The 13,890-nt window shown below is 69.9% G+C and carries 8 protein-coding genes; all 8 read left to right on the forward strand.

The window, feature by feature from the left end; translation table 11 throughout:
• Positions 1 to 53: 53 nt before the first annotated feature.
• The 8 genes from ABFX50_RS34025 (at position 54) to ABFX50_RS34060 (ending at position 13,825) form a co-directional block, all read left to right on the forward strand.
• Entirely contained in the window at positions 54 to 1,310 is a 1,257-nt protein-coding gene (locus ABFX50_RS34025; RefSeq protein WP_346152259.1) for an ROK family protein, read from the forward strand.
• Positions 1,307 to 2,236: a carbohydrate ABC transporter permease gene (locus ABFX50_RS34030; RefSeq protein WP_346152261.1), complete on the forward strand. Its 930-nt coding sequence runs from the start codon at positions 1,307 to 1,309 to the stop codon at positions 2,234 to 2,236. Before ABFX50_RS34025 ends, ABFX50_RS34030 begins: the two co-directional genes overlap by 4 nt.
• Before the next feature lie 85 nt (positions 2,237 to 2,321).
• Positions 2,322 to 3,128: a carbohydrate ABC transporter permease gene (locus ABFX50_RS34035; protein WP_346152263.1), complete on the forward strand. Its 807-nt coding sequence runs from the start codon at positions 2,322 to 2,324 to the stop codon at positions 3,126 to 3,128.
• Positions 3,129 to 3,140: 12 nt separating this feature from the next.
• Entirely contained in the window at positions 3,141 to 4,403 is a 1,263-nt protein-coding gene (locus tag ABFX50_RS34040; RefSeq protein ID WP_346152265.1) for an ABC transporter substrate-binding protein, read from the forward strand.
• A 54-nt stretch (positions 4,404 to 4,457) separates the two neighbouring features.
• A complete protein-coding gene (locus ABFX50_RS34045; RefSeq protein WP_346152267.1) occupies positions 4,458 to 5,570 on the forward strand; it encodes a glycoside hydrolase family 15 protein in 1,113 nt (370 codons plus the stop codon).
• The gene (locus ABFX50_RS34050) at positions 5,567 to 7,738 is read left to right on the forward strand and encodes a glycoside hydrolase family 31 protein (RefSeq protein WP_346152269.1); all 2,172 of its coding nucleotides are present in this window, start codon (positions 5,567 to 5,569) and stop codon (positions 7,736 to 7,738) included. The genes ABFX50_RS34045 and ABFX50_RS34050 overlap by 4 nt, the downstream gene beginning before the upstream one ends.
• Before the next feature lie 13 nt (positions 7,739 to 7,751).
• Positions 7,752 to 11,000 carry a TIM-barrel domain-containing protein gene (locus tag ABFX50_RS34055; RefSeq protein ID WP_346152271.1) on the forward strand — a complete coding sequence of 1,083 codons (3,249 nt, stop codon included), beginning with the start codon at positions 7,752 to 7,754 and terminating at the stop codon, positions 10,998 to 11,000.
• Positions 10,997 to 13,825, forward strand: a complete 2,829-nt coding sequence (locus ABFX50_RS34060) for a TIM-barrel domain-containing protein (protein ID WP_346152273.1) — start codon at positions 10,997 to 10,999, stop codon at positions 13,823 to 13,825. Before ABFX50_RS34055 ends, ABFX50_RS34060 begins: the two co-directional genes overlap by 4 nt.
• The last annotated feature ends 65 nt before the right edge of the window (positions 13,826 to 13,890 follow it).

Genomic DNA, 13,890 nt, shown 5'->3' on the forward strand with positions numbered 1-13,890 from the left:
GGGTCCCATATTTTCACCACTAACTTTATTTCTGAAGAAAGTCCGGTCCCTGTATGGCAGGCAGTGATCGCGGCGACCTGACCAGGACGGCGATACTCGCTCTCCTCGGGACGGTCGGTCCGCTCAGCCGTACCGAAATCGCCAGAGAGCTCGACCTCAGCCCCGCCTCCGTCACGCAGGTGACCCGCGAGCTGATGGGCCACGGCATGCTGGAGGAGCTCGATTTGAAGCCCTCGCGCGGCGGCCGTCCCGCTCAGCGGCTCGGCCTGGTGGGCAGCGCGGGGCGCGCCCTCGGGGTGAAGGTGACGGCCGACCACCTGGTGATCGTGGACGTGCGCCTGGACGGCGAGGTGCTCGGCTCGTGGGAGCGGCCCTTCGACCCTTCCTCGCCGCACGCGCTCGACGACCTCGTCAGGGCGGTGGCCGAGGTGGTCGCCCAGGTCGAGGCGGCTCCCCCGCTCCTCGGCGTCGGCGTGGGCGTGCCTGGCAGCGTGGACGACCAGGCCGTGGGCACGGTCAACGCGCCCACGCTCGGCTGGCAGGCCATGCCGGTCGGCGAGCGGCTGCGCCGCAGCCTCAGCCTGCCCGTGCTGGTGGAGAACGACGTCAACGCCCTGGCCGCGGCCGAGCGCCTGTACGGCAGGGGCCGCACGCACCGCGACTTCCTGGTCCTGACGATCGGGCGGGGCGTCGGCGCCGCCATCGTGATGGACGGGCGTGTGTACAGGGGGGCGAGGGGCGGCGCCGGCGAGTTCGGCCACGTGCCCGTCGACCCCTCGGGCCCGCTGTGCGGCTGCGGGACGGCCGGCTGCCTGGAGGCGTTCGTGGGGTCGGCAGGCCTGGTGACGGCCGCCAGGTCCAAGGGCCTGCTCGGCGAGGCTCCCGCCTCGGCGGAGGATCCCCACTCCGGGGCCGCGACCGGCGACCCGGGAGCCCGCGCGGCCGTGGACGAGCTCGGCAGGGCGGCGGCCGCGGGCGACAGGGCCGCCCAGGACCTCTTCGACGAGGCGGGCAGGATCCTCGGGCGCTCCACCGCGGGGCTGATCAACGTGGTCGACCCTGAGGTGGTGGTGATCCTCGGCGAGGGCGTCGCGAACTGGCCGTTCTGGCAGGTCGGCTTCGACAGGGCGGTGCGCGCCCAGCTCATGCCGGGCCGGCGTGACATCTCCATCGAGGTGGAGAGCTGGGACGAGACGAGCTGGGCGCAGGGCGCCGCCGCGCTGGTGCTGGCCACGCCGTTCGACGCGGCGGGCGCGGCGGGCGAGCAGGGCAGGCTCGTGCGCGCCAGGCTGATCGGGGCGACGCCATGACGCTCACCGCCGCCCCGCCCAGGACCACGCCCACCTCCGCGCCCAGGCCGCCGCGCCGCAGGCTGCGCTACGCGGGCACGGTCGCGGTCTTCCTGCTGCCGAGCCTGATCCCGCTGGTGCTCTTCACGCTGGTCCCGATGGCCGGCTCGCTGTGGGTGAGCCTGCACGAGTGGAACCTCATCGAGCCGATGCGCTGGGTCGGGCTCGACAACTACGGCGAGGTGCTCGCCGACCCCAAGACGCGGGCCGCCTTCCTGCACACGCTTACCTTCATCGCCGGCTACCTGCCGCTGGTCTACGCCGGAGGGCTCGGCCTGGCGATGCTGCTGAACAGGGCGATGGGAGGGCGCAACATCTTCCGCGCGATCTACTTCCTGCCGGTGATCACCAGCTGGGTCGTGGTGGCGCTGATGTGGAAGTGGCTGCTCAACCCGGCCAGCGGCATCGTGAACTGGGCGCTAGGACTGCTCGGCGTCGAGGGCCCCGGCTGGTGGACCGACCCGACGTGGGCGATGCCGTCGATCATCCTCGCCTCGGCGTGGAAGGACCTCGGCTTCGTCATGATCATCCTGCTGGCGGGGCTGCAGGCGATCCCGAACGAGTACCACGAGGCGGCGCGGGTCGACGGCGCCTCGGCGTGGCAGCGCTTCCGCCGCATCACCCTTCCCCTGCTGTCGCCCTCGACGTTCTTCGTGGTCGTCATCTCGCTGATCAACGGCTTCCAGGTCTTCGACCAGGTGCACGTCATGACCGGCGGCGGTCCTGGCGGGGCCACCGAGGTCGTGGTCGAGCAGGTCTACAGGCTCACCTTCCAGTACGGCAGGGCGGGCGCCGCCTCGGCGCTGTCGTGGCTGCTGTTCGCCGTCGTCCTCCTGGTGACGCTGATCCAGGTCCGTGTCCAGCGCCGGTGGGTGAACTATGGGTAGTCATGGGAAACGTGCAAGCCGGCCTGCCGCTACGGCCCCGGCCACGCACTCACGGTGGGGCGGCAGGCCGGCGAGCACGTTTCCTGTGAGGAAGGCTCTCTCATACCTGCTGGTCGTCGGCGGCGCGCTGGTGATGCTGTTCCCGTTCGCGTGGGCGGTGATCACCTCGATCACACCCGGCGGCAGCGTGCTGGCCAGCCCTCCCGACTTCACCCCCGAGGGCGCCAACCTCGGCGCGTACGGCAAGCTGCTCGAGGTCACACCGTTCTGGCGGATCCTGCTCAACAGCGCGTGGATCGGCGCGGCCTCGACCATCCTGCAGCTCGTCACGAGCGCGATGGCCGCCTACGCCTTCGCCAGGCTGCCCTTCCCCGGCAGGGGCGCGCTGTTCGCCGTCTACCTGGCGACGCTGATGGTGCCGCTGCAGGTGCTGATCGTGCCGCTGTTCATCGAGATGCGGACCTTCAACCTCATCGACACCTACTTCGCGGTTCTCGCCCCCACCATCGCCTCGGCGTTCGGGGTCTTCCTGCTGCGGCAGGCCATCGCGCAGGTGCCGAAGGAGTTCGACGAGGCGGCGGTGCTGGACGGAGCCGGACATTTCAGAATTTTTGCGCTCATTGTGGTGCCCCTCATCAGGCCCGCTCTGGCGACCTTCGCCATCTTCGGCTTCATGGCCAGCTGGAACAGCTACCTGTGGCCGCTGGTGATCATCAAGTCGCCCGAGTTCATGACGCTCCCGCTCGGCCTGGCCGAACTGCACGGCCGCTTCACCACCGAGTGGAACGTCGTCATGGCCGGCTCGGTGGTCAGCGTGGTGCCCATCCTCATCCTCTATCTCTTCGCGCAGAAGCACGTCATCGCCTCAGTCGCCCAGTCCGGGCTCAAGTAAAGGATCACCCCCATGACCAAGAGCACAAGGCTCGCCGCCGCGGCCCTGGCCACCGCCGTCCTCGCCACCGCCTGCTCCCAGGGCTCGGCGACCAGGGACACCTCCGCCGACGGCGGCAAGGTGACGCTGCGCTACTTCACCTTCTCCGCCGCTCCCGACCACGTGAAGGACCTCGACACCATCGTGGCCGCCTTCGAGAAGGAGAACCCGAAGGTGGACGTGGTCGTCGAGACCGCGCCGTACGACCAGTACTTCACCAAGCTGCAGACCAGCATCGCCGGCGGCACCGCGCCCGACACCTTCGAGCTCAACTACGAGAACTTCGTGACCTACGCCAGCGCGGGCTCCCTGCTCGACCTGGGGTCGGTGGCGGGAGACTCGGCGCCCGCCGGCTACGCCAAGGAGTCGCTCGAGGCCTTCAAGCACGAGGGCAAGCAGTACGCGCTGCCCGCCTCCTTCTCCACCGTCGTGCTCTTCTACAACAAGGAGCTGTTCAAGAAGGCGGGGGTCGCCGAGCCGACCGCGTCGTGGACGTGGAAGGACGAGCAGGCCGCGGCCGAGAAGCTGACCGACAAGAAGGCAGGGGTGTTCGGCGACTTCCAGCCGGTGCAGTTCTTCGAGTTCTACAAGACGCTCAAGCAGGCCGGCGGCGAGTTCCTCTCGGCGGACGGCAAGAAGGCCACCTTCAACAGCCCCGAGGGCATCAAGGCGGCCACCTGGCTGGTCTCCAAGGTCGGCAAGACCATGCCCACGGAGGCGGAGATCGGCGGCACGGCCGACTACGACACCAACCTGTTCAAGTCGGGCAAGCTCGCGATGTGGCACAACGGCATCTGGCAGTTCTCCGGCCTCAAGGACGTGCCCTTCGAGTGGGACGTGGTCGTCGAGCCAGGTGACACGGCCAAGGCCAGCGCGGTCTTCCACAACTCCGTCGCCGCCTCCAAGACGACCAGGCACGGCAAGGAGGCCTACGCCTGGGCCAAGTTCCTGAGCTCGTCGAACGTCGCGGCCACCACGCGCATCCAGTCGTCATGGGAGCTGCCGCCCGTCTCCGACCAGGCGGTGCTCGACGGATACCTGAAGGACCCCAAGCCCGCCAACAGGCAGGCCGTCTTCGACTCGCTGCAGTCGATCGCACTGCCCCCGGTGATCAAGAGGCAGCAGGAGATGCAGGACGCCGTGACCCAGGAGCTCTCCAACGCGGCCGCCGGCCGCGTCTCCGTCGAGGAGGCGCTCAAGGCGGCCGCGGCCAAGGTCGACGAACTCCTCGGCTGACCCTGGCTGCCGCCGTACCGACGAACCACCCACTTCACCAGGAGATCTGACCCAGTGATCGTAGGAAGCGACCTGGCGCGGGCGCGGCTCGTGTCGCGCAGCGTCGATGTGATCAGCACGCATCAGTCGCCCTCGGGGGCCTACCCGGCGTGTCCCACCTTCTCCGCCTACCGCGGCTACGCGTGGCTGCGCGACGGCGCGTTCATCGCCGAGGGGATGAGCCGCGCGGGCGAGGTCGAAGGGGTGACCGCCTTCCACGAGTGGTGCGCCGAGGTGATCGGCGCGCGGGAGGGCCAGGTGGAGTCCCTGGTCAGGAGGGCCGCGGAGGGCGAGAGCGTCTCCCCCGCCGAGATGCTGCCCACCAGGTTCACCCTGGAGGGCGGCGACGGCACGGACGAGTGGTGGGACCACCAGCTCGACGGCTACGGCACGTGGCTGTGGGCGCTGGCCGAGCACACGACACGGCACGGCGCCGCGGTGCGGGGCGCCGAGCGCGCGGTGAAGGTGGCCACGACGTACCTGTCGTGGTTCTGGGACCAGCCCTGCTACGACTGGTGGGAGGAGCACGTCGACCAGCGCCACGTCTCGACGCTCGGCGCCATCCACGCGGGCCTGCGGGCCGCGATCGGCACCGGCCTGCTCGACGAGGCGGAGGCCAAGGCCGCCGCCGAGGCGGTCGAGGGCATCACCGCGCTGGTCGAGGCCGAGGGCGTGGCGCAGGGCGGTCACCTGCGCAAGTGGCTGGGCAGCGACGAGGTGGACGCGAGCCTGCTGTCGTGCGTGTACCCGTTCGGTCTCTACCCCGCCGACCACCCGGTCGCCGTGGCCACGGTGGCGGAGGTCGAGCGGCAGCTCGCGCACGAGGGCGGCGTCCACCGCTACCTCGCCGACACCTTCTACGGCGGCGGCCGCTGGGTGCTGCTGGCGGGCTTCCTGGGGCTCAACCACGCGGCGGCGGGCCGGCGCGAGCAGGCGCTGCGCTACCTCGACTGGATGGGCGCGCAGGCCACCGACTCGGGCGAGCTGCCCGAGCAGGTGTCGGACGTGCTGCTCGCGCCCGGACGCTTCGAGGAGTGGCTGCAGCGGTGGGGGTCGGTGGCGACGCCGCTGCTGTGGTCGCACGGGATGTACCTGATGCTCGCCGACGCGCTGGAGGTGCGCTCGTGATCCGCCATCGTCCCCACGGCTCCGGCCATCCCTACGCCGAGTCCGAGGACCAGCGGGTGCCCGTGCTGCCCATGGACGGCCAGAGCGTCGAGCTGCGGGTGCGGGCCTCGTCGAACGTCACGTCGGTGGTGTGCGACTGGCTCATGGTCGGCGCTCCGGTGATGGAGCTGCCGCTCAGCCGTCCCGCGGCCGAGGAGGAGGCCGCGAGGGTCGACGGCGGCCATCTGGCCGCGGCGCAGGCGAAGGCGGCCAGGGCCGCCTCGGGTTCGTGGTCGGTCGTGACCCCTCCGCTCGAGGCGGGGCGCCGCTACTCCTACCGCTTCCGCGGAGGCGGCCGTACCACCAGGTGGTTCGAGGTGACGGCGGCGCGGTGGAGCCCGGAAGGCGGACGGCTGGTGGTCGAGGGCGGCGACCGGGTGGTGCCGGGCAGCGTCCGCTGGCTGGCCGACGGCGACGGCATCCGCAGGGTGCGGTTCGAGCTGGAGCTGTCGCCCGGCGCGCACGTGGTCGGCTTCGGCGAGCGCTTCGACGCCGTCGACCAGCGCGGCAGGGCGCTCGACGCGGTGGTGTTCGAGCAGTACAAGTCGCAGGGCGCGCACGGCCGCACCTACCTGCCGATGCCGTTCGCCCTGGTCGTCGACGGGCCGCGGAGCTGGGGCCTCCACGTGGACACCTCCCGCAGGACCTGGTACGACCTCAGCGGCGCGCGCCTGGTCGTGGAGGCCGAGGTCGAGGACGAGCTGACGCTCCGGGTGCACGAGGGCCCGCCCGCCGAGGTGCTCGACGCCTTCCTCGGCACCGTGGGCCGCCCGACCGAGCTGCCCGAGTGGGTGTTCAGGCTGTGGGCCAGCGGCAACGAGTGGAACACGCAGGAACGCGTGATGGCCGAGATGGACAGGCACCGCGAGAGCGACATCCCGGTCGGCGCCCTGGTCATCGAGGCGTGGAGCGACGAGACGACGTTCACCGCCTTCCGCGGCGCCGAGTACGAGCCGTCGGAGCAGCCGCACCGCCTGGCCGACTACCGCTTCCCGGAGGACGGCCCGTGGCCCGACCCCAAGGGCATGGTCGACGAGCTGCACGAGCGCGACATCAAGGTGCTGCTGTGGCAGATCCCGCTGCAGAAGATGCGGCCCCACCCCAAGCACCAGGCGGCGGTGGACGCCCGGCAGATCCTCGACAGATGCGTCAGGGAGGCCGACGGCAGGCCGTACCGCAACCGCGGCTGGTGGTTCCCGCTGGCGCTCATGCCCGATCTGTCACGGCAGGACGTGCGCGACTGGTGGACGGCCAAGCGCCGCTACCTGGTCGACGAGGTCGGCGTCGACGGGTTCAAGACCGACGGCGGCGAGCACGCGTGGGGCCACGACCTGCGCTACGGCGACGGCCGCAGAGGCGACGACGGCAACGGGCTGTTCCCCGTGCACTACGCCCGCGCCTTCGGCGACCTGCTGAGAAGCGCGGGCAAGGCGCCCGTCACCTTCAGCAGGGCGGGGTTCGCGGGCTCGCAGCCGCACGGCGCGTTCTGGGCCGGTGACGAGGACTCCACGTGGGAGGCGTTCCGCTCCTCGATCAGGGCCGGGATCACCGCCTCGGCCTGCGGGATCGTCTACTGGGGATGGGACCTGGCCGGGTTCTCTGGCGACCTGCCCAGCGCGGAGCTGTACCTGCGGGCGGCGGGGACGTCGGCGTTCATGCCGATCATGCAGTACCACTCGGAGTTCAACCACCACCGCAGGCCGCTGCGCGACCGCACCCCGTGGAACATCGCCGAGCAGACCGGCGACCCCCGGGTGATCCCGGTCTTCAGGCGCTTCGCCCACCTGCGCGAGAGGCTCGTGCCGTACCTGGCGAGGGAGGCACGGCGGGCGATCGAGGGCGGCGCGCCGCTGATGCGCGGCCTGTTCTTCGACCACCCTGGCGACGAGGCCATCTGGTCCTATCCGTTGCAGTACAAGCTTGGCGACGCCCTGCTTGTCATCCCCGTGACCGAGCCGGACGCCGACAAGGTGGAGGCCTACCTGCCCGAGGGCGAGTGGGTCGACGTCTGGACCGGTCTGGCTCTGGACGGCGGGCAGGTGCTCACGCTGCCCGCCCCCATCGACAGGCCTCCGGTGCTCTGCACGGCGCAGCACTGGCAGGAACTCTCCGCCGTCTTCGCCCCCTGAAGGGAGTAACCCTGTGACCCGGTTACGGTCGGGCGTCATCGTCTCGGTGATCGTCCTGCTGGCCTCGCTCATCGCCGCCCCCGCGTACGCGCTGGACGGCGTCCACCACCATCCGACCGGCATCGACGACCTCTACTCGACCGAGCCGACCGAACGCTCCCCCCGCGACCCCATGGCCGGGGAGAACGTCCAGATCAACGCCACGACCTGGCCGATCGAGCCGGGTCAGACCGTCTGGGTCACCTGGACGAAGAACGGGGTGAACCAGACCCCCGTCGGCGCCGCATGGGACCACAACAGCGGCAACAACAGCTACTGGCGGATCGGCCTGGGCCCCTTCGCCAGGGGCGACAAGATCACCTACACCGTCAACGCGGACGTGAACGGGGGCGGGCAGAAGAGCACGGGCCCGTTCTCGTTCACGGTCACCTCGTGGAGCACGGTCACGAACGTGACGTCCTTCACCGACAACGGCACGTCGGTGGAGGTCACGACCGGGGACAGCGCCGGCTCCTTCACGCCGAAGATCCGCTTCGCCTTCCCCGCGCTCGACCGCTTCAGGACCCAGATCGCCCCCAACGGCCAGGGACTGAACATCTCCGGCGTCTCCGGCTACACGGTGACGGACTCGGCGAGCACGCTGACGATCTCCACCAGCTCGCTCGTACTGAAGATCCAGAAGTCGCCGTACCGGCTGTCGGTCTACAAGGGCGACGGCACGACGCTGATCACCAGGCAGGACGCCTCCAACAACATCCGCTGGGCCAGCGACGGCTCCACCACGGTCACCAGGATCGAGGACAACTACCTGTCACCGGCGGGCGAGCGGTTCGAGGGGTACGGCGAGCGCTACGACCGGCTCGACCAGCGCGGCACCCAGGTGCACAACTACGTCTACAACCAGTACCGCGACCAGGGCGCGACCCGCCGTACCTACCTGTCGGTGCCGTTCTTCACCAACTCGGCCGGCTACGGCATCTACCTGCCGAGCACCCGCTACGCCCTGTTCACCCCCGGCGACAGGGCGGGGTTCGCCGTCGACACGGGCGGTGCGCTGAACTCCACGCTCGACTACCACTTCTTCGCCGGCACCCCCGCGAAGATCGTCAACGACTACACCGCCGTCACGGGCAGGCCGCAGCTGCCGCCCAAGTGGGCCTTCGGGGTGTGGATGTCGGCCAACGAGTGGAACACCCAGGCGGAGGTCAGCGCCGAGCTGGCCAACGCCACCACGCACAAGATCCCGCACACGGCGATGGTGCTGGAGCAGTGGAGCGACGAGGCGACCTTCTACGTCTGGCACGGCGCCACCTACACCCCCACCCCCGGCAGCGGGAAGCTGGCGTACTCGAACCTCACCTTCCCCGCGGGCACGGCATGGCAGAACCCCAAGGCCATGGTCACCGACGCCCACAACAAGGGGATCAAGATGATCCTCTGGCAGATCCCGGTGCTGAAGGAGAACTTCGACTCCAACCCGCCGACCGCGCCCCAGCAGCACCTCAACGACAAGGCCTACGCCGAGGCGCAGGGCTACGTCGCCAAGAACGCCGTCAACGGGCCCTACCGCATCCCGACGGGCCAGTGGTTCGGCGACAGCATGGTCCCCGACTTCACCAGCGCGGCGGCCACCAACTGGTGGATGAGCAAGCGCGACTACCTCATGGACGAGGTCGGCATCGACGGCTTCAAGACCGACGGCAGCGAGGCGATCTTCGGCAGGAGCGTGCAGTTCGCCGACGGCCGCAAGGGCGACGAGATGCACAACGCCTACCCCAACAGCTACACCAAGGCCTACAACACCTACGTCAAGGGCAAGAACGCGCAGAACACGATCTTCAGCAGGGCGGGCACGTCCGGCGCCCAGACGACCTCCATCTTCTGGGCGGGCGACCAGAACTCCAGCTTCTCCGCCTTCCAGGAGGCGGTGCGGGCGCAGCTGTCGGCGGGCCAGTCGGGGGTGCCGTTCACGGCGTGGGACATGGCCGGCTTCACCGGCGACTTCCCCAGCGCCGAGCTGTACCTGCGCTCGGCCGCGCAGGCGACGTTCTCGCCGATCATGCAGTATCACTCGGAGAAGGCCAGCCCCTCAACCTCCGAGGCGCGTACGCCGTGGAACGTGCAGGCACGCACCGGCAACACCTCGGTGCTCCCCGCCTTCAGGAAGTTCGCCAACGTCAGGATGAACCTGATCCCCTACCTCTACACCGAGGCGAAGGCGAGCTCGACGACGGGCCTGCCGATGATGAGGGCGATGAGTTTCGCCTTCCCCGGTGACGCGACGGCGGCCGCGCTCGACCAGCAGTACCTGTTCGGCTCGCAGCTGCTGGTGGCGCCGATCACCGCCCAGGGCGCCACGTCCAAGAACGTCTACCTGCCCGCGGGCGAGTGGTACGACCTGTGGAACGGCGGGCGCTTCACCGGGCCCGGCACGAAGACCTACAACGCGGGGCTCGACACGATCCCCGTCTACGCCAAGCCCGGCGCGATCATCCCGCTCAACCTCAACGCCGACTACCAGCTCGGCGGCGAGATCGGCAACAGCGTCACGGCCTACACCAACCTCGCCTTCAGGATCTATCCGGCGGGCAACAGCTCCTACGCCTACTTCGAGGACTCGGCGGGCGCCAGCCGTACCGTGAGCTCGGCGGAGAACTGGGGCGCGCACCAGGTGACGGTGACCGTGCCCGCCCTGACCACGACGGCGACGCTGCAGGTGGCCTCCACCAAGCCCTCCTCGGTGACAGGGGCCACGGCGCGGGCCACGCTCGCCGACCTGAAGGCCGCCGCCGAGGGCTGGTGGTGGGATGCCGCGCAGCAGCTCACCCACGTGAAGCTGGCGAGCGCGGCGGCCGGCAGGACCGTCACGCTCAACGGCGTGGACAAGGCCGCCTACGAGGCCGAGTTCGCGGCGGGGACCGGCACCTCGACCAACACCGACCACCCCGGCTACACCGGCACCGGCTTCGTCGACGGCTTCTCCGCCGCGGGCGACGCCGTGACGTTCCAGGTCAAGGCGGACGCGGCGGGCAGCCACCAGCTGAAGTTCCGCTACGCCAACGGCGTGGCCACCGCCGCCTCGGCCACGATCCAGGTGGACGGCGTCACCGTGGGCACCCTGGCGATGCCCTCGACGTCGAACTGGGACACCTGGGGCAGCGCCTCCCTCACCACGTCGCTGACGGCGGGGGCGCACGCCATCAAGATCATCTACGGCAGCGGCGGCGTCAACCTCGACAACCTGGTGGTGGCACGGCCATGAGACGTGCGTTCGTGATGCTCATCGCGCTGGTCGTCCCCCTGCTGGTCGCGCTGCCCGCGCAGGCCGCCGTGCAGCGGGTGCAGTTCACCAGCGGCTCGACCTACCTCATCGCGGAGTTCCTCGACGACGACCTGGTCCACTTCGAACTGGCCCAGGGCACCAGCCCTGGCACGGGCGCGGCGCTGTTCACCACGCCGCAGGTGGCCAAGAAGGACTACACGGGCCCGACCAGCTTCAACCAGTCTGGCAACACGCTGACCACGGCCTCGATGAAGGTCGAGGTCACGGCCGGCACGCTGTGCGTGAAGGTCTCCGACCCCACGCGGCTGCTGTACGAGGCCTGCCCCCGCAACCTCTCGCAGGCGTGGAAGGGCCTGACGATCACCAAGGGCTCGATCCAGAACGCCTACGGCCTCGGCGAGCAGTTCTTCATGGGCGGCAGCGCCGACGGCGACTGGGTGGGCCGCAGCCGTACCCCCGGAGGCCAGTACGGCAACGCCATGGCCTACGACACCGACAACGGCCCCGTCGGCAACGCGCAGATCCCGGTCCTGTTCGCCGTCGGGGCCGCCAACCTCAACTACGGCTTCTTCCTCGACCAGGTCTACAAGCAGGAGTGGAACCTCACGGGCGACCCGTGGACCGTCGACACCTGGGGCGACCAGGTCCGCTGGTACACGATGACCGGCGCCGACCTGCCCGACCTGCGCAAGGACTACATGGAGCTGACCGGCAGGCCGCCGGTGCCGCCGAAGAAGGCGTTCGGGATGTGGGTGTCGGAGTTCGGCTACGACAACTGGGCCGAGATCGACAACCGGCTGTCGGGGCTGCGCACCGCGAAGTTCCCCGTCGACGGCTTCGTGCTCGACCTGCCGTGGTTCGGCGGGGTGACGGCGGGCTCGGACAACACCCGCATGGGGTCGCTGGCGTGGGACACCGCCGCCTTCCCCAGCCCCTCGACGAAGATCGCCTCCCTCTCCTCCGACGAGGGGGTGGGGCTGATGACGATCGAGGAGTCCTACATCGGCAAGAACCGGCCCGAACACGCCGACATGGCCTCACGCGGCTATCTCAACAGGGCCGGCTGCTCGACGTGCGCGCCCGTCTACCTGACCACCAACGACTGGTGGGGCCGCGGCGGCATGATCGACTGGACGCAGGACGCCGCCGCCGACCACTGGCACGCCACCAAGCGCAAGCCGCTGTCCGACCAGGGCGTCATGGGCCACTGGCTCGACCTGGGCGAGCCCGAGATGTACGACGCCGGCGACTGGACCGCGGGCGTGCTGCCCGGCAAGCACGCCCACGCCGACTACCACAACGTCTACAACCTCAAGTGGGCCGAGAGCATCGCCCGCGGCTACGCCTCCGGCACCAAGCGCCCGTTCATGCTGGCCCGCTCGGGCGCGGGCGGCATCCAGCGGCACGGCGTGGCGATGTGGTCGGCCGACATCGGCTCCAAGCTGACGGCGCTGGCCCAGCAGCAGAACGTCCAGATGCACATGTCGATGTCCGGCATCGACTATTTCGGCTCCGACATCGGCGGCTTCAGGCGCGAGATGCTCAACTCCGACCTGGACGAGCTCTACACGCAGTGGTTCGCCGACGGCGCCTGGTTCGAGGTGCCGATCAGGCCGCACACCGAGAACCTGTGCAACTGCGCGCAGACCTCGCCCGACAAGATCGGCCACACCGCCAGCAACCTGGCCAACCTGCGGCAGCGTTACGAGCTGACGCCGTACTACTACTCGCTGGCGCACAGGGCGCACCGGTTCGGCGAGCCCGTGGTGCCGCCGCTGGCCTACCACTACCAGAACGACCTGAACGTGCGCGAGATGGGCCATCAGAAGCTCGTCGGCAGGGATCTGCTGGTGGGCGTGGTGGCGGGTGCGGGCGAGCGCAAGCGGAACATGTACCTGCCCGCGGGCACCTGGTTCGACTACGCCACCAACGAGAAGCTCACCAGCACGGGACAGTGGTTCAACGACAGACCGCTGTGGGTGAACGGCTCCTACCGGCTGCCCGCCTTCGCCAGGGCGGGAGCGATCATCCCCAAGATGTTCGTGGACGACAGGACCATGAACGTCCTGGGCAAGCGGACCGACGCGACCACCAGGAACGAGCTGGTGGCCAGGGTCTACACCGCCCCCGCCGCCTCCAGCTTCACCCTCTACGAGGACGACGGCGCCTCCACCGGGTACCAGGGCGGCGCCGTCCGCACCACTCTGCTCAGCCAGCAGCTCAGCGGGTCCACGGCCACGGTCACCGTCGCGGCCTCCAGCGGCACCTACACCGGCGCGCCCGCCGGCCGCGCCAACGTGGTCGAGCTGGTGGCGGAGACGCAGGCCTCCGCCGTGACGCTGAACGGCTCCCCGCTCACCCAGCACGCGACCAAGGCGGCCTTCGACGCGGCGGCCAGCGGCTGGTACAACGCGGGCGGCAACCTGATCGTGGCCAAGTCGGCCTCCCTCGGGGTCGGCACGGCCAAGACGTTCGCCTTCACGCTCGGGCAGGCGCCGGTGTCGGTGACCTTCTCGTGCGCGAACGGGACGACCACCGCGGGTCAGTCCGTCTACGCCGTGGGCAGCGTGCCCCAGCTGGGCGGCTGGTCGGTGGCCAGCGCGGTGAAGCTGTCGCCGACCGCCTACCCGACCTGGACGGGGACGGTCGGCAAGCTGCCGCCGAACACCACGGTCGAGTGGAAGTGCGTCAAGCGGAAGGAGGCGAACTTCCCCGACACGGCCGACGCGTGGCAGCCGGGATCCAACAGCACGCTCACCACGCCGGCTTCCGGCAACGGCGGCACCACCACCGGATCCTTCTGAGTAATTCGCCCCTCCCGCCCGGATATGTCCAGGTGGGAGGGGCTCCTCCGGGACTTACCCGCTCC

This window comes from Nonomuraea recticatena (assembly GCF_039533245.1).
GTDB lineage: Bacteria > Actinomycetota > Actinomycetes > Streptosporangiales > Streptosporangiaceae > Nonomuraea > Nonomuraea roseola.

Bases quoted from the DNA above. Each gene is read 5' to 3' on its own strand.
- ABFX50_RS34025 (WP_346152259.1), top strand. From the start codon at position 54: ATGGCAGGCAGTGATCGCGGCGACCTGACCAGGACGGCGATACTCGCT.
- ABFX50_RS34030 (WP_346152261.1), top strand. From the start codon at position 1,307: ATGACGCTCACCGCCGCCCCGCCCAGGACCACGCCCACCTCCGCGCCC.
- ABFX50_RS34040 (WP_346152265.1), top strand. From the start codon at position 3,141: ATGACCAAGAGCACAAGGCTCGCCGCCGCGGCCCTGGCCACCGCCGTC.
- ABFX50_RS34060 (WP_346152273.1), top strand. From the start codon at position 10,997: ATGAGACGTGCGTTCGTGATGCTCATCGCGCTGGTCGTCCCCCTGCTG.